The following is a 16,244-nucleotide window of genomic DNA, read 5'->3' as shown; positions in this document are numbered from 1 at the left end:
CTCAGCTGGCCGGCCGGGCATTTGGCGGCGGCCCGCCGGGCGCCCATTTTTCACGAAACTGGAAAAGGTAAGCCTGGCTGGCCTCGGCCCCCATCGCCGTGGCACGGGGCACCCAATGATCGTCATGCTGATCCATGTCCGCGTCGAATTCGGCATGGCAGCCCATTGGGCAATTAAAATACCAGAACCAGTTGCTGCCGAAATGATGCCGCCCCGGCCCCCAGAAACTCTGAAAGCCGCGCTTTACCATCTGCGTTCCCGCCGCCAGAACCTGCGAGGGGCTGGCCATGTGGAAGGCGAAATGTTCGATGCCTTTGATATGCGGCGGGCTTTGGATCAAGAACAAGGCATGATGATCCGCCATGCCGGCCGGGCGCAGGAAGGGTCCGACATCGGTGAAGCGATCCGTGCAACGAAATCCTAGACGCTCCGTATAAAACGCTTCGGCCGCCGCGACATCGGGAACGAAATACACTACGTGGGACAATGTGCGCGGCTGCGCCGCAGGCGCGCCCGGCGTGACACCCGTGACATTCAACCCACGGCTTTGCGTGGAATTTGGAACGTTGAGCATCACCTCCGCCGGCACCTCCAGCGGCTTGCGGGTCGAGAGACAAATCCGCAAGGCAAACCCCAGATCATCGTAAAATCCGATGCTGCCATCGGCATGCCGGGTGACCTCACGGTCACGCGCCATCTCCTTGGCAACCGCCTCGATCGTGTCCGCGTCGGCGGCGCCGTAGACGGTCTCGCGCAACATGGAACCGGTCTCCAGCGGTGCGGGCAGGCTCTCATCCATACGCGGACGAGTGCTGATCCAGGTTCCATCCTCGGCGAAGAAACGCCCGCCGCCACCGCTACGCTCAACAGCTTCAAGTCCCATATTGGCGAGGAACTCGTTGCAGGCGCCAACATCGTCAACACCGAAAACAAGCCCCTCGAGGCTGGTGATGTTCATGACTATCTCCGTGATATCGGTTCAGGCCAGACGGCCGCCGAGGGTTTGCGCCACCCAATCGGCGATATAGTGGCCGGCATTGATGGAATTATCGAAACTTGAGTGCTGCACGCCACCTTCGCGGTCGGTGAAAATCTTCAGCTCACGCCTGGGGCTGTTGACTAGCGCATCATACGTGCGGCGCGCCATGTCCAGCGGAATTTGTGAATCCTTCTCGCCATGCGTGACCAAAAACGGCACCTTGATGCGGTCCAGAATCCCGTCGAGATGCACATTCTCAGCAATGGTCATGAATTCATCGATATTCGCGGCACCCCAGACCCAGCAGACATGCTCCCAGTAATGCGGCACCGGAAAGCTTCCCTCTTTTGCCAGACGGCGCTTCTGCACCTCCCGCCAATCATGATTCGCACCCCAGGCCACACCCATGGCAAAGCGCGGCTCGAAGGCCAAGGCGCGCGGACAATAATAGCCGCCCAGCGACACGCCCTCCATGCCGATCCGCTTGGGGTCGATCTCTGGCTGGGCTTCCAGCCAATCTACCACCACGCTGGCCCAATGCTCGGAATCATAACGTGCTGTTAGGTTATGCAAGCGCAACGCCTCGCCTGTGCCGGGCTGATCGATCACCAGCGAGGACACCCCCCGCCGCGCCAGCCACGCCGGAAGGCCGACGCGGTATTTCATCTCTTTCGTCGAATCCAGGCCGTTGACCTGCAACAGCACGGGCGCGGGGCCGCTGACCCCTTCCGCCTGCACGAACAAGCCGGAAATCACCTTGCCCTCGTAAGGTATTTCCACGAGCCGGCAATTCTCCCGCGAGAGCGCAACGCCCTTTTTGAAAACCGCCAGAACATTTTTATAAAGGTCGAGCCGGCCAGGCGCGTCACGCGACTGCAGGCGCTCGCAGGTCAGCAAATATATGGCGGCGCGATTGAGCTTTTCACCAGCGGATAGAAGCCGCCCCGCGGATTCGTCTTCCTGCGCGAGCTCGACCAGCTTGCCGGCCATTTTTTCCCAGGCTTCGCGGAACGCCCGCGTGCCAGCGGCATCGGGGGATTTCGCCGCCTCCAGTAAAGGCGCACACATCTCCTCGATCTCGCCGATCCTTGCACCCATCTCGAAGGCAAGATCAACAGAAAGATTCCAAACATAATTGGTAGGAAAATAGCGAAACATGCATATCTCCGCGCATACCCAGCCACTGTGCGAGGGTTACGTCTGATGAGAGTCAAAACAGAAATCGAGCCCGTTCACCCGGGCCATGACGCGAATAAATTATCCGCTCGGCAAAGACGAAATCCCCTCACAAATTTTCTTGTGCATTCATTGAGCCAGGGGAGACGGCCGATCAAATCATCGTTTTGAATGAAAGCAATAAGGATTGTCTATGAATGGGAAAACGCCGCGTCGATCAGGGCTTGCAGCCTTTGCGCCTTATCCTTGACCAGCCCGCGCAACCACTGATTGCCGGGATCGTCATTGAGATGAGCTGGCCAGCACATCACTTCTGGCAGCGTGGGGAAGGTGAAATCGGGCTTCACCACCCGAAGTCCTTTGCCGACCCAATGGCGTGCCAGCAGCCAAGGCAGGCTTGCCAGCAAAGGCGTGCCTATGACGGCCGCCGCCAGATTGATATAGTTGGGCAGACGAAGACGAATATTCCGGGTAATGCCCGCGCGCGAAAAATAAAGATCAGACTGGCTGATATGGGAGGATTCGCCAAATTCGATGGCCGCATAGGGCATCGATTGAAACGCGGCTAGCGGCAATGTTGCGCCGATCGCGTCATTTCCCTCCCAGATCACCGGGACAAACTTATCTTCGAACACGCGTTCGAAATAGTCATTCGTGTTAACGAATTCGGGTGGATGAAACATGAGATCCATCTGGCCATCGGCAAATCGCTGCCTTGCCGGGGCTGAAACACTGACGATCTGGGTATTGATTCGTGGCGCGCGATGCAGCAACTCCCGCTGAACATCGAGCATCAAGGCGTCGACGACATAGTCCGAAGCGGCAATGGCAATATCTGTCTCGGCTTCCGCGGGATCGAAGTTGGAGCGGGTAAGCGCCACGCGCTGAGCCTGCCGCAACAACTCCGAAACCGGATCGCGCAGCCGGTTGGCCAAAGGCGTTGGCACCATGCGCCGCCCGAGCATCACCAAAAGCTCGTCCTTGAAATGCAGCCTTAATCGGGAGAGCGCATTACTGATCGTCGGCTGCGTCACATTCAACTGCTCCGCGACGCGGGTAACATTTTCGTGCGTCAGCAGCGCATCGAGGACGATAAGCAGATTCAAGTCCAGGCTATTGATCCGCATCGGTTCCTCCCCCCCCTTCTAAACCTATATGAAGATACGGCAAATCTGGAGCCCTACCCCCTCTGCATGGAAATTTAAGGTACATAAGCGGCCTGTCCGACTTGCTGATCAACTACGTAGAAAACCTCACCTTGAAGTTGCTTCGGAAAAGTGAAACGCCTCTAATGTTATAGGGAATTTTTTCATCTATGGCGCAACGGCATAGTCGTGACATTGAAGATGAGGCGGTTCGATTGGTCTGCACGAGTGGTCGCGCTCACTAGCCCCCATAATCAACAACGCCCCACCAAAGCAACAATTTTTTAGAATCAATTAGGTGATGAACAGAGGCAGCAATACGTGAGAAAACTAGGCTATGGAGAGCTTGCTCTCTTCTCTAAAACCGAGCGAGCCAATACCCATCCGGATGCGCCGCGCGATATTTTTCCCACAGCACCATCAGATCCACGCCAGCACGTACCGCCCGCGGTGCCGCTGCGGGCACACAGACGCGCCTCCTGCAGCCCCGTCGGCCAGGTCAGTCCCACCGCCTGCGCGCTTCAGATTATCCCGGCAGGAGAGGGGAAGCGGCGTCGGTCTGGTTTGGGTGACGAGCTTTTCAGTTTTGTTCGGCTTGAGGAGCCTGTGCCTTCGGATCATCCATTGCGGGTGATCCGAGCGCTGGCGGATGAAATTCTTGCAGGCTTGAGCAGTAGTTTTTCGGGGCTTTATGCGTATACCGGCCGACCCTCGATCCCGCCTGAAATGCTGCTGCGGGCGACGCTTTTGCAAGCGTTGTACTCTGTGCGCTCGGAGCGGATGCTGATGGAGCAGATGAACTATAATCTGCTGTTCCGCTGGTTTGTCGGGCTCTCGATGGATGCGCCCGTGTGGCACCCGACGGGCTTCACCCATAATCGCGACCGACTGCTGCAGGCTGATGTGGCACGGGCCTTCCTGCAAGGGCGCTGGCGCTGCCCCGGGTCAAACGCCTGCTGTCGTCGGAACATTTCTCTGAAGATGGCACACTGATTGATGCGTGGGCGGAGCAGCCAAGGTTTCATTGATGCATTGTATCAATGGAAAGCTGCGGAGGTCAGCATGAAGAGTTTTGTGCCCAAGGATCAGGATGAGCCTCCGGCACGGCCCACGGAGCACAATGTCGGGCGGAATTTCCGCGGCGAGACACGTTCGAACGAGACCTATGCCCCAACCACCGACCCGGACGCCAGGCTGTACCGCAAGAGTATGGGATTCTTGCCTTGTGTGCTGGGCGCTGCAAACGGCAAAACCACCCGCGGGTCTGCGGACGGTTTTTTGTTCCGTTTTCACAATTTAATTTGGTTGCAGGGGCACGCAACAACCGAGAGTTTACGCTAATCCGGCAGTGTTAATGCTCATTCTTCAGCCTTGAACTCCTAAACGTCGGCTAAATAGCCGATCATTGATTAGATAAAACCCTTTTAAAATCAATGGTATTTCAAGGAAAAATTTAGGGATACCACGAAAAATACCACACTCAGCCAAAGCGTTCTTTTTAGGTCAGTAGCAGGGCGGTCTCACCCTGCTTGGATAGCAGCGTGACCGCCTTCTTGTCGAAGGACACGAAGGTTTCGCCTCCCAGCCATTTGCCCTCATGGGCCATGATACCATCGGCGAAGTCTCCACCTGCTTCCAGCAGAGCAAGCCCGGCCTCCACGGCGGGGCGATTCATGACCACGTTTCCGGCGTCCAAGAGGGCCCGGATGGCTACTGCCACATCCTCTTTCGACAACTTGGCACCCTGCCGCAGCAACCACACCAGCTCGCACAGGGAGGGCAGCGACACGGCGATCAGAGTGGCGTCCTTGAGCGACTTGCGCGCGGTACGGCATTGTGCGGCGTCGTCTTGCAGGATGGCGCGGGCCAGCACATTGGTGTCGGCGGTGATCTTCATTCGTCGCCTAGCTCACCCGCCCAGCCAGCGGCGATGATGTCGTTCATCTCCTCGATGCTGAGCGGCTTATTCAGCTTCACCTTGCCGTCCAGCGCATGGAAGAAGCCGTCAATTGTTCCGCTTGGCCGTGCCGCGCGCACCTTCAGCTCGCCGCCCGGCAGCTTTTCAAACTCAACCCTCTCTCCCGGCTTGATGCCGAGGTGCTGCAGCAAGTCCCGCTTCAACGTGACCTGCCCTTTCACTGTGACCGCAAGCGATGCCATCAAAGCCTCCTTAGCCCGTCCCTTTAAATTGTAAGGAGTTTTTTCATTACCGTCAAGATGAAGCGTCTGGGCAGGTCACTCAATGTTCGCGCGCCGTTTGGGATGCGAGCTAGATTGGCCATATTCCTGTGAAGCGGGGTAGCGCGGGCATGCTAAAATCAGGCCGCTTGAATGTCGATGTTAAGAATGCGTTTGAGGTTATAAGCGATGGCGGTGAGACAGACCTGAACAACGGATTTAGCAAGACCACATCATCGCATTCGTCGTAATCTATAGCTTTGTTTCCAAGTACCGAAGATTTTTCGATTCTGCCACGTACGTGATGTATGGCGCGGTTGTGAGTATTCATGCGGGCCAAAATCCTCTCCTCGTCCTGGGTACCTACCCATACATGAAGCAGATCAAGTTTCGCGCCCATACATCTGTCGCTTGATAAGTTTGAGGCGCGTGATCTGCCCCTCAGTCTGTCCGTTCGACCATGGCGAGACGATCGCGTTTCTGACAGCCGTCTGGTCCTTTTCGACGTCATTGACGAATGACCCGATGAGGCTGCCTTTGGCAATCGCCAGCCAGTCATCGAGATCGTCTGAACAGGACACGTACCTGAATTCAACCAGCGCAGGCAAAAAACAGCGAGCCAGCGTTTACCGCTTCTTCCTCCACCTAGCTATTTCCACTTCCTCCGCAGCGGCGTACCGTCAGGCAATGTCCGACACACTTCCCTCTCCCCTCGGAAGGATGCTCGTAGATGCTCTGCATGCGGTAACGCTGCCGCCCAGCGCCGCCGAGCGTCTGCATGTCACAGGCGGTGAGAGCCTGCATTCTTGCTTCGCGGTGACCGATCTTGCGGTGGCGGCTATCGCGACTGCCGGATTGGCCTTGTCGGAACTTCTGGGCCTGGACGGAGCGGCGACGCCCGTCACGGTCGACAGGCATCTGGCATCGGCATGGTTCCAGTGGTCGCTGAGCCCGGAGGGGTGGAAGCTCCCCGTTCCCTGGGACCCGATCGCCGGTGATTATGAGACGGCCGACGGATGGATCAGGCTTCACACAAACGCCCCACACCATCGCGCGGTGGCGCTGGCCGTACTCGGCTGCGCCGGCGATCGGGATTCAGTGACCGAGGCCGTTGCACGGCGCGGTACGGACGAGTTGGAGGCGGCAGTTATCGGCGCCGGCGGCTGCGCGGCTACGATGCGTTCGCTGGATGCGTGGCGAGTTCATGAGCAGGGCCGCGCGGTGGCGGCGGAACCGCTGATCGCCACGGCGCAAACCCAGCCCGGCATGCGTCGGCGATGGCGCCTGCACCCGTCCCGCCCGCTTTCCGGGATCAAGGTGCTTGACCTGACCCGCGTGCTGGCGGGACCGATCTCGACGCGCTTTCTGGCCGGGCTGGGCGCGGAGGTGCTGCGGATCGATCCGCCTAGCTGGGACGAACCCGGCGTGGTGCCGGAGGTCACCCTTGGCAAACGCTGCGCGCGGCTCAACCTTCATCAGACGGCAGATCGTTGCGTTTTCGAGGATTTTCTGGAAGAAGCCGACATTCTGGTGCACGGCTACCGCCCCGGCGCGCTCGAAGGGCTCGGCTATGGCGAGGCGCAGCGCCGCGCGATCAGCCCCGGCCTGATCGATGTTTCCCTTTGTGCCTATGGCTGGACCGGGCCTTGGGCGGGCAGGCGCGGGTTCGACAGCCTCGTGCAGATGTCGTCTGGCATCGCGGATGAAGGAATGCGCTGGCGACAGGCCGAACGGCCCGTGCCGCTTCCCGCCCAGGCGCTGGACCACGCCACCGGCTACCTCATGGCGGCCGCGGCGATCCGCGGGCTGATTGCACGGGTGCGCGATGAAGCCGCGTTCACCGCACGGCTCTCCCTGGCGCGCACCGCCGCGCTGCTGGTGAACGGCGGCGAGCCCCAGGCCGAAGCCGCCTTCAGCACGCTGCGAGACGAGGATTACACACCCGAGACGGAGCACACTGCATGGGGACCGGCGCGCCGGCTGCGGTCTCCCATCCTGATCGGCGGCAGCCCCTTGCACTGGGATTTGCCCGCCTCGCCACTTGGATCGGCGAAGGCGGCTTGGGGGGCAATGACAGGTTAACCCGCCTCCTCTTGCACCCTGGCGTCAGGTCGGAGATCGGCGAATAGCGCCGCGACTGTGAACCGGCACTGAAGTGGTCCCCCTCCCGGTACTAACACAATCCATTGAAATACATAAAAGAATTAGTGCCTAGCAGGGGTCCCGATCGGCGCAGATCGGGCCCCTCTCAAATTTTGTTTATGTTTGGATTTCAGCCACTTGAAGCGATTTTCGGAGGGGGCCCACTTCGGCGCCAATTCACAGCCAACACCGTCTCCGCGCGAATCGCCCATCTGCTGAAGCAGCACACCACCCTGACCCGCCCGCAGATCGCCGTCCTCCTGGCCGCGGAAAATGCCGGTGAGGTGCCGCTCGGTTCCATCTCCGCCGCGCTGTCGAAGCTGTACGCGGAAGGCTGGATCGGGGGCGGGCGGATGGGCTGGTGGCTGGCCGGCGAGGACGCCGACGCGGCCGAGTGAACCGCAGGGCGTCATCCATATCCTGAAGATCAAGTAACCGGGCACCTGGGCCGAAACGGTCCAGGTGCCCTTCCCGCGCCGGGCCTACGCCGCCGCGCGGCGCTTGATCTCGTCCAGCACGGCCAGCAGCGCGTCCGCCGCCTCGCCGCCGAACAGCCCGTCCAGCCCTTGATCGTTGAGGTCGGTATAGGGCGACTCATACAGCCGCGCCGGGTCCATCACGCCGCTCTCGGTCAGCTGCTCCACGATCATGTCGATGAATTCGATCTGGTTGGCGCTCAGCGCGCGCCCGGCCATGAAAGCCGAGAACGCCGCCTTGGCCGCACCGCGGTCCAGCCCTACCAGTGAGCGCACGAAAAGCCCAAGCCCAGCGGCTGAGGCTTTCGCTTGCTCAATGTCGTCCGCGGTGCCGGTGCCGCTTTCGCGCAGCATGCGCTCCAACTCGTCCAGATCGGTCTGGGTGAGCTGGTTGTTGGTGCGCAGCTTGTGCACAGCGATGTGGTCCTCGTGCTGGCGCAGGAAGAAGCGCGCCTTCGCCTTGAACTTCTCGAAGGAATCCGGCGGGCCGAATTGCTCGAACGGCACAAGCTCGCCCTCGCCGAGCTCGTCCTCGAAATCCGTGTAGATGATCGCGCGCTTGCGCTTCTCGATCAGGTGGACGAGGCCGCGCAGGTGCCGGCGCACATGCTCCAGCATCTCCACCGTCACGTCCTGCCACCAGGCATCGGTCTGGATGTCGTGGATCAGCGCCAGCTCGGCCTGGATGATGGGGATGCTGGCCTGCGCCTCAAGTGCTGCGGCAATCTCCTCCGCCTGCTTGCGCAGCTTCACGAAGCCAGGCTGGCGCTTGAGCACGCAGAGCTGCAGGTTCAGCACCAGCATGTCGAACTGCTTGGCTTCCAGCCGCTCCGGGTCCAGCTCGGCGGGCAGGTTGGCGACTTCCTCGGCCAGCACGTGGCGGGCATCATCGTCCAGCTGCTCCCACGCCTCCGGCTTCGAGTAAGTCTCCACCAGCTTGCGCTTCGGCCGCACGATGAAATTGTCGAGGTTCATCGCCGCCACCTCGCGCTGCAGCTGGGCGGCGACATCGCCGCGCAGGCCGGCATGCGCGCCATCCTCTTCCCTTCCCTCATCCAGCGCGCCGACCAGCTTCAGGCGCGTCTTGAACAGCCGGGCCGAGAGGCTGTCCGCCACGTTGCCTTCCGCCTGCGCCTCGGGCTGGCTGAAAAATTCCAAATTCTGGCAGAAATCGAAGACGTAGAAGAATTTCTTGTCCTGCCCCGGGCCGAACAGGTCCGGGCATAACCGCGTCCCGCGCCCGATCATCTGCCAGAATTTGGTCTTGGAGCGCACCAGCTTGAAGAAGACGAGGTTGACCACTTCGGGCACGTCGATGCCGGTATCCAGCATGTCCACGCTGATGGCGATGTGCGGCGCCTTGGAGGCGATGGAAAAACTGTCGATCAGGCTCTGCGCGTAATCGATCTGGAAGTCGATCACCCGGGCGAAGCTGCCCTTGAGGTGAGGGTAATTGGCGTCGAAACGTTCCTGGATGAATTCGGCATGCTTGTGGTTCTTGGCGAAGATGATGGTCTTGCCCAGCCTGTCCCCGCCCTCCACGCGCTGGCCGTGGGTCATCAGGTGCATGAGCACCTTGTCCACCGTGTCGGCGTTGAAGAGCCATTTATTCACCGCCTGCGGGTCCACACTCTCCGGCGGGCCGTCTTCCTCGTCCCATTCCAGCGCGTCCCAATCTTCCTTCTCCTCCTCGGAGAGGTCGGCGTAGCGTATGCCCTGGCGGGGGTATTTCAGCGGCACGGAGATGGCCTGCATCGGCACCAGCACCTTGTCCGCCACCGCCTGCTCCAGCGGGTAGGCGTCGGTCGGCACGCCGTTCTCCAGCTCGAAGAGCCGGTAGGTGTTGCGGTCGATCTCGTCCTTCGGCGTGGCGGTGAGGCCGACCAGCAAGCTGTCGAACCAGTCGAAGATGGCGCTGTATTTGCGGTAGATGGAGCGGTGCGCCTCGTCCACGATCACGAGGTCGAAATGCCCGGTGCCGAAGCGGCGGGCGGCGCCATCCTGCTCGTCGATCAGCTTCATCATGGTGGGGTAGGTGGAGACGAAGACGCGGCCCTCGCTGTGCTTATCCGTCACCAGATTCACCGGCGACGAGGAGGGCAGGTTTTTCGAGAAGGCGCGCACGGCCTGGTTTACCAGGGAGACGCGGTCTGCCAGGAAGAGCACGCGCTTGGCCCAGTTGGCGCGCATCAGCATGTCCGCCAGGGCGATGACCGTGCGGGTCTTGCCCGCACCCGTGGCCATCACCACCAGGGCCTTGCGCTGGTGGTGATCCTCGAAAGTTTCGGCGATGCGGCGGATGGCGCGTTGCTGGTAGTAGCGGCCGGCGATCTCTTCGTCCGGCTGGGCCTCGGCCAGGGGGCGGCGGGTGGTGCGGCGCTGGATCAGCAGCTCCAGCTCGTCCTTCTTGTAGAAACCCTGCACCTCGCGGGGCGGATAGGCGGTGTCATCCCAAATCCAATGCTCATAGCCGTTGGAGCAGAAGATGATGGGGCGCTGGCCGGTCATCGCCTCCAGGCAGTCGGCATAAAGTTTTGCCTGCTGCTGGCCTTTCAGGGCGGCGTGGCGGGTGGCCTTGGCTTCCACCAGGGCCAGCGGCTTGCCGTCATCGCCCCAGAGCACGTAATCCACGAAGCCCTGGCGGCTGGTGGTGGGCATGCCGGTGACTTCATACTCCGCCACGTTCGGCGCGTTCGGGTTCCAGCCGGCTTCGCGCAGCAGCAGGTCGATGAAATTGTCGCGGGTGGCGGCTTCGCCATAATCGTGATGGTCAGGCACGGCCATATTGGCGGTGCGGGCGGCGGCGACTTCGGCGCGCAGGCGGGCCAGTTCTTCGTCCAGATGCGCCTTGTCCGCCAGCAGGGTGGCGAGTTTTTCGTCGCGCTCCTGCAACTCGGCCTCTCGGCGGCGCAACTGGTCCAGCGTGATTTTGGCCACCTGGGCCATCGGGCGGGGAAGTTTTGAAGCGTCGAAGGCCATGCTGTCCGCCGGCTTGGGGCCGCGGGCGTAATGGCGGGCGAGCCAGAAGCAGAGGTGGAACAGCTCCGCCAGGGCCGTGCGCGCTTCCGTTTCGGAGAAGGGCTTGTCGCTGTGCACGGCCTTGTTGCCGACATCCTTGAGGTAGCGGGCTTTGGCGAAGATCGCCTGACCCGCCACGGTCCGGAAACTCGGCTCGTGGATGAGGGCGTTGAGATTATCCTGGTAGGGCAGATTCAACCGCGCATCGGCCTTGTAGAGCCAAGCCATCACCAGCTCCAGAGTGCGGCGGGCGTAGAAGGCGGCGGCGCGCGGGTCTGACAGCGCCTGCGCCTCGGCGCGCGCGGCCGCACCAAAAATGTCCGGCCATTCTGGTTGGAGAAAGCCGAACTGCGACATGGCTACAGGGTCCCTGTGAAGGCGCGGTGTTGGAGGGAGGCAAAAAATGAATCCGCTTCAATGGCAAAAAAGGATTGCCGCACCTTCACCGATTGAAGCTCACGCAGGCGTTTGGTGAATTCGCGCTGCTTTGTTAGCGGAGGTAGAATCGTCGGCAGAGCCAGCAGCTTCCCCTGAGAGATATTTTTCATAGAACCACTCGTTCCCGTCGCCCGGCGTTCAATTTCATCGCGCACGGCAGGAGTCTGGAATAATGCCCATATGAACAAAGGGTCTACTGATAGCGGTTTACGGAACACAAACCGCCACAACTTGTCGGGCAAAACAAGGTTTGGTGGCGTCTCTTCAACATAGGCGACAGCACCGACAAGCTCTGTTGTATTGGCCCGGCTGAACAGCAGGTCACCAGGGCGCACAAAATGCTCTGAAGGTGGTTCGTAATCGTCCGTCAGAGGTTTGCATTCTGTCGGACGAAACATCATTCCAGTAACCGCACTTATCTTGAGGACGCGATACTTTGCGGATATTTCGTCGCCATTCGCCTCAAGGCTTTTCCCACCCTGAAACTCAGAAACGTAATGTGATACTGGATAAATTGGCCACTTCAGCGCATTTTCACGAAGATCACCAAACATCTCCACGAAAATGGCCTGGGCCATTTCGTCGAGCATGGCCAACGCCTCGCGCCGCTTCACCCTCAGCGCATCAGCCTGGTCGAGAATGGCCGCAATCCGGCGCTGCTCGGGGAGTGGGGGGAGTGGGATTAGGGATTCCTGGACAATGCGGTCAGAGACGGCGGGATAACTCGCACCGGTTGCTTTCCGTATCATGTCCGCGACGAAAGCCGGAGATTGAACCCACTGAAAAAGAAAGACTGGATCAAGAAGCTTTCTATTTGGGCGCAGCACGCAAAAGCCGGTCGAGGCAATCGCACCGTCGTAATCCTCGGGAACCAGCGCAACCCCATTCAGGTTCGGGCGCACAGTGGACACCAGAACATCGTCCGCGCAGATGACTTGTCTGGCGCGGCTCGGTGCCTCGCTACCTACGAGAGCACGCGCGCCCACGATGGCTTTCCGCTCCTGATCGACGGCACTGAGATCGACATATGTGAAAGTCTCGTTTGGCTTTGTGCCGGGGTTTCGCGTCGTCACGTCCAGTACCAGCGTGGCAAGCGGCACATGCTGGATGGTCGGCGAAGGGTGGACCTTCTGGAGCATCAGCTAAGCATCTCCTCGAGCTTCTGCATCCCCGCGCGGATGTCGTCTTCGAGCTTCATCAACTCGGCCAAAATCTCCTTCGGTGCGCGGTGCTGCACATCCTCGCGCACGATCTCCTTGTACCGGTTCAGGGACAAATCCCAGCCCGCCGCCGCGATGTCGGCCTTGGGCACGACAAAGCTCTGCGCCGTGCGCGGGCGTTTCTTCTCCGCCCCGTCGCGCGCGCGCCAGCGGGCCAGCACGTCTGGCAGGTTATTCTTCGCGTGCTCGGCCTCGTCCAATTTCTGCGCTGGCGCCACGCCCAGTTTTTGCTCCGGCAGCAGCGGCTGGCGTTTGTCGTCCAGGCTAAAACCGTCCGCCTGCATGTCGTAGAACCACACCCCATCCGTGCCGCCGGAATCGGTGCGGGTGAAGAGCAGGATGGCGGTGGAGACGCCGGCATAGGGGCGGAAGGTGCCCGAGGGCAGCGAGACCACCCCGTCCAGTTTCTGCTCCTCCACCAGCATGCGGCGCAGCTCCTTATGCGCCTTGGAGGAGCCGAACAGCACACCATCCGGCACGATCACCGCAGCACGTCCGCCGGGTTTGAGCAGCCGCAGGAAGAGAGCGAGGAAGAGAAGCTCGGTCTTGCGTGTTTTGACGATGGCGGTGAGGTCCTTGGCCACCGCCTCGGCATCCAGCGCGCCGGCGAAAGGCGGGTTGGCCAGCACCAGGGAGTAACGCTCCGCATCCTCGGTATGCTCCTGGGCCAAGCTGTCGCGGTAGCGAATGTCGGGATTGTCCACGCCGTGGAGCATCATGTTCATGCTGCCGATGCGCAGCATGGTGCCGTCGAAATCGAAGCCGTGGAACATGCCGTGGTGGAAATGCGCGCGCAGCTTGTCGTCGCGCAGCACTTCGGGGTGGTGGTGGCGTATGTATTCGCCCGCCGCCACCAGGAAGCCGGCGGTGCCGCAGGCAGGGTCGACGATCACGTCCTTCGGTGTGGGGGCCGTCAGCTCGACCATCAGCTGGATGATGTGGCGCGGCGTGCGGAACTGCCCGTTCTGGCCGGCGGTGGCGATCTTGCCCAGCATGTATTCGTAGAGGTCACCCTTGGTGTCGCGGTCCTCCATCGGCACCTTGTCGATGCCTTCCACCACCTTCACCAGCAAGCCCGGCGTGGGGATGGTGAAGCGGGCGTCGCGCATGTGGTGGGCGTAGGTGGAGCCGTCGCCGCCCAGGGTGCGCAGGAAGGGGAAGACGTGCTCCGCCACCACTTCGTACATCTCCTGGGGCGAGCCGAGGTTGCGGAATTTCGACCAGCGCATGCTCTCATAGGGGCAGCCCTTGTCGTCCACGCCCTCGGGGAAGATGCGACGCGCCATGGGCTTCTTCAGCCGGTTGGCCATAGCCTCTTCGCGGGCGTGCTCCTCATCCAGCCGGCGGATGAAGAGCAGGTAGGTGAATTGCTCGATGACCTCGAGCGGGTTGGAGATGCCGCCGGTCCAGAAATTATTCCAAATCTGGTCGACCTGGTTGCGGATCTCACCTGTCAGCATTCGTCTCTCTTCTTCGTCACTCTGTCTATGGCCCGATTTTTGGCCGATCGGGTGGGGGATGGCAACCGGGCGGCGGAGGCGCAACAGGCGCCTTCGCCACCAGCTGGGCGCCTCAGGATCGCCGGCTCCCTGGTTCGCGTGGGCTATTCGCCGCAGATTGTGCGGAGAATAGCCCGGTTAATCTCCGCAACGCCTGATCACGTTGCGGGTAGACGCTACTCATCCGCCAGCAGCCCTTCCGCATCGCGCCCGCCGTACAGGATTCGGTCGATGACGACGGCGGCCGGGGTGAGGTGGAAGGCGATGGTGACGCGCTGCTCAAACCTCACAAGCCGCAACCCTGGCCGCAGGTCATCCCGGCGGATGCCGCGCTCCGGGAAGGTCTCGAAGGCAAGGCAATAGGACCTGATTCGCTCGGCGTAGCCGTACGCATGGTCAGGGCCGGACCGATCGGCGATGAAGTCGTAGAGTTGGAGAAGGTCGTCTTCGGCTTCCGGCGCGAAAATGACGGCCCGCGTCACGCGCGGTCTTTTTTCAGGCGCTGTTCATGATGGGCGCGCAGGCGATCCGCCACCTGTGCGGCGGACCGCCCCCGGCCGGGATCGGCCTGCATGGCGTCATAGACGGGGACCACCGCGTCGCGCAGCCAGCGCTCCACCGCCGCGTCGCGCTCCTGCAGCGCGCGTAACCCGGCTCGGACAACCTCGCTCGCCGACGCGTAGCCGCCGGAGGCGACCAGGGCATCGATATAGCTTGCCTGCTCCGCCGGCAGGCTGATGGTGCGCTTCTCGATGGATGATGCCGTTCGGCCGGCCATGGTCGGGGCTCCTGTAGTTCGGTATGATAATTTCATACTTTTTTGGCGCGACAGTCAACCTGAAATGGGCACGTGGCAGCACAACGCCCGCTCCAGTCCGAGGTTTGTCGCGTCTTTCCGCACCGTTTTGGGAAGCGATCTTGTCGTCCCTGCAACCCTTGGTTAACCTTCCAAAATATTCGAGAGGGGAGCTACAGGACGTGTCGCTTGAGGGTCTCACTGGGCAGCTTCTCGCGGATTTGCGCATCCGTCTCCTGGACCTGCGCAACAGCAACAAGCTGCTTAACTACACGCATTCTGACCGGGCAAAAACCCAAGTCCGTATCATCGACGCGCAACCAGACTTTCTCCATGAATGCCTTACCTCAGGTAAGAGCCTCTCGTTCCGCCCCTTGCCCGAGCCAGAAGGGGAATTACCCGATGAGAGGTCAGATGCCTTTCTGATGGCGTTGGATGAGGCTCGCCGCTTGGATCCCGCATGGATTGCACTCGGCCAAGAGGAAGAGGACGTCACCTCTGACAAGTCCCTCCGACTGGACCGCACAATCCGTGATCGTGTACGTTCCGAAATGGGGCTGCCGCCTGCCAAAGGAGGCCGTTTGGCTTCCATCGCCGACTGGGCCCGCCTCAATGGCATTGAACCGACCTTCGACCTACCACATCCCGTGATCGATGAGGATGAAAGTGACGACGCCGACAAAGAAATCCAGACCCTACTCTTACCCGACAATCTGCAAGGTAAGCTCGCTGGTGTCTTGGACGAGACCCGTACTGCGCAGCAGGAGATGGGGGTCAACTTGCTCCATCTGGCAATCGGCTTTCTCGAATGGGTAGAAACACCCCAGGCGGAGAAGTCGATGATTGCGCCCCTCTTGCTCTACCCGGTTGAGCTTGATCGCAAGCCGATGAAGGCAAAGGGGCAATACCGCTACTACCTTCGCGGTGATGCCGAACCGATGATCAATATCACCCTGCTCCAGCGTTTGGCACAGGATTACAACCTCATCGTCCCTCCACTTGAGGAAGGAGACACCGCTGAGTCCTACATGGCACGGATGACCAAAGTAATCGAAGGTCTGCCACGTTGGCGTGTTCGTCGTTTCTCCACACTGGGCCTATTTTCCTTCTCCCGCCTCGTGATGTTCAATGATCTTGCCCCTGAACGTTGGGGGGGGTGAAGGTGGGTTGGCCAAGG

General features: G+C 60.8%; 13 protein-coding genes and 2 pseudogenes. 4 read left to right on the top strand and 11 right to left on the bottom strand.

What is annotated here, in order from left to right; genetic code table 11:
- Position 1 precedes the first annotated feature (1 nt).
- From BUB54_RS10535 to BUB54_RS10525, 3 genes are all read right to left on the bottom strand, one after another.
- Positions 2 to 958, bottom strand: coding sequence for a VOC family protein (locus BUB54_RS10535; protein ID WP_048879325.1), 957 nt, complete (start codon positions 956 to 958; stop codon positions 2 to 4).
- A gap of 21 nt (positions 959 to 979) precedes the next feature.
- A complete protein-coding gene (locus BUB54_RS10530) occupies positions 980 to 2,137 on the bottom strand; it encodes an alpha/beta hydrolase family protein (RefSeq protein WP_048879326.1) in 1,158 nt (385 codons plus the stop codon).
- Positions 2,138 to 2,346: 209 nt separating this feature from the next.
- On the bottom strand, positions 2,347 to 3,282 hold the full coding sequence (locus BUB54_RS10525; RefSeq protein WP_048879327.1) for a LysR substrate-binding domain-containing protein: 936 nt from the start codon (positions 3,280 to 3,282) through the stop codon (positions 2,347 to 2,349).
- 546 nt (positions 3,283 to 3,828) lie between these two features.
- Here BUB54_RS10525 and BUB54_RS10520 point away from each other — a divergent pair.
- Positions 3,829 to 4,515 (top strand): annotated as a pseudogene (locus BUB54_RS10520) (transposase); the annotation flags it as partial.
- A gap of 283 nt (positions 4,516 to 4,798) precedes the next feature.
- On the opposite strand, the gene BUB54_RS10510 reads toward BUB54_RS10520, so the two are convergent.
- From BUB54_RS10510 to BUB54_RS10500, 3 genes and pseudogenes are all read right to left on the bottom strand, one after another.
- Complete coding sequence (locus tag BUB54_RS10510) at positions 4,799 to 5,197, bottom strand: type II toxin-antitoxin system VapC family toxin (protein WP_048879328.1); 399 nt, start codon at positions 5,195 to 5,197, stop codon at positions 4,799 to 4,801.
- A complete protein-coding gene (locus tag BUB54_RS10505; RefSeq protein ID WP_048879329.1) occupies positions 5,194 to 5,460 on the bottom strand; it encodes an AbrB/MazE/SpoVT family DNA-binding domain-containing protein in 267 nt (88 codons plus the stop codon). Before BUB54_RS10505 ends, BUB54_RS10510 begins: the two co-directional genes overlap by 4 nt.
- A gap of 401 nt (positions 5,461 to 5,861) precedes the next feature.
- Positions 5,862 to 6,044, bottom strand: a pseudogene (locus BUB54_RS10500) (transposase); the annotation flags it as partial.
- A 121-nt stretch (positions 6,045 to 6,165) separates the two neighbouring features.
- Here BUB54_RS10500 and BUB54_RS10495 point away from each other — a divergent pair.
- Together BUB54_RS10495 and BUB54_RS10490 are read left to right on the top strand one after the other, a co-directional pair.
- Positions 6,166 to 7,560, top strand: coding sequence for a CoA transferase (locus tag BUB54_RS10495; protein ID WP_082075790.1), 1,395 nt, complete (start codon positions 6,166 to 6,168; stop codon positions 7,558 to 7,560).
- Positions 7,561 to 7,733: 173 nt separating this feature from the next.
- Positions 7,734 to 8,018 (top strand): hypothetical protein, encoded by a 285-nt coding sequence (locus BUB54_RS10490; RefSeq protein WP_139284874.1) that lies wholly within the window; start codon positions 7,734 to 7,736, stop codon positions 8,016 to 8,018.
- An 84-nt stretch (positions 8,019 to 8,102) separates the two neighbouring features.
- On the opposite strand, the gene BUB54_RS10485 is transcribed toward BUB54_RS10490, so the two are convergent.
- From BUB54_RS10485 to BUB54_RS10465, 5 genes are all read right to left on the bottom strand, one after another.
- Positions 8,103 to 11,471, bottom strand: a complete 3,369-nt coding sequence (locus BUB54_RS10485; protein ID WP_048880370.1) for a DEAD/DEAH box helicase family protein — start codon at positions 11,469 to 11,471, stop codon at positions 8,103 to 8,105.
- 2 nt (positions 11,472 to 11,473) lie between these two features.
- Positions 11,474 to 12,691, bottom strand: a complete 1,218-nt coding sequence (locus BUB54_RS10480; protein WP_048880371.1) for a restriction endonuclease subunit S — start codon at positions 12,689 to 12,691, stop codon at positions 11,474 to 11,476.
- Positions 12,691 to 14,232 (bottom strand): type I restriction-modification system subunit M, encoded by a 1,542-nt coding sequence (locus tag BUB54_RS10475; RefSeq protein WP_048880372.1) that lies wholly within the window; start codon positions 14,230 to 14,232, stop codon positions 12,691 to 12,693. The genes BUB54_RS10480 and BUB54_RS10475 overlap by 1 nt, the downstream gene beginning before the upstream one ends.
- 215 nt (positions 14,233 to 14,447) lie before the next feature.
- A complete protein-coding gene (locus BUB54_RS10470) occupies positions 14,448 to 14,753 on the bottom strand; it encodes a type II toxin-antitoxin system RelE/ParE family toxin (RefSeq protein ID WP_048880373.1) in 306 nt (101 codons plus the stop codon).
- Positions 14,750 to 15,049 (bottom strand): type II toxin-antitoxin system ParD family antitoxin, encoded by a 300-nt coding sequence (locus BUB54_RS10465; protein ID WP_048880374.1) that lies wholly within the window; start codon positions 15,047 to 15,049, stop codon positions 14,750 to 14,752. The genes BUB54_RS10470 and BUB54_RS10465 overlap by 4 nt, the downstream gene beginning before the upstream one ends.
- A gap of 104 nt (positions 15,050 to 15,153) precedes the next feature.
- On the opposite strand from BUB54_RS10465, the gene BUB54_RS10460 reads away from it, so the two are divergent.
- Positions 15,154 to 16,227 (top strand): DUF4011 domain-containing protein, encoded by a 1,074-nt coding sequence (locus BUB54_RS10460; protein ID WP_048880375.1) that lies wholly within the window; start codon positions 15,154 to 15,156, stop codon positions 16,225 to 16,227.
- The last annotated feature ends 17 nt before the right edge of the window (positions 16,228 to 16,244 follow it).

This window comes from Acidocella aminolytica 101 = DSM 11237, assembly GCF_900129125.1.
Taxonomy (GTDB): domain Bacteria; phylum Pseudomonadota; class Alphaproteobacteria; order Acetobacterales; family Acetobacteraceae; genus Acidocella; species Acidocella aminolytica.
The sequence above is the reverse complement of the archived record's forward strand: the minus strand, read 5'-3'. Positions and strand labels throughout refer to the sequence as shown.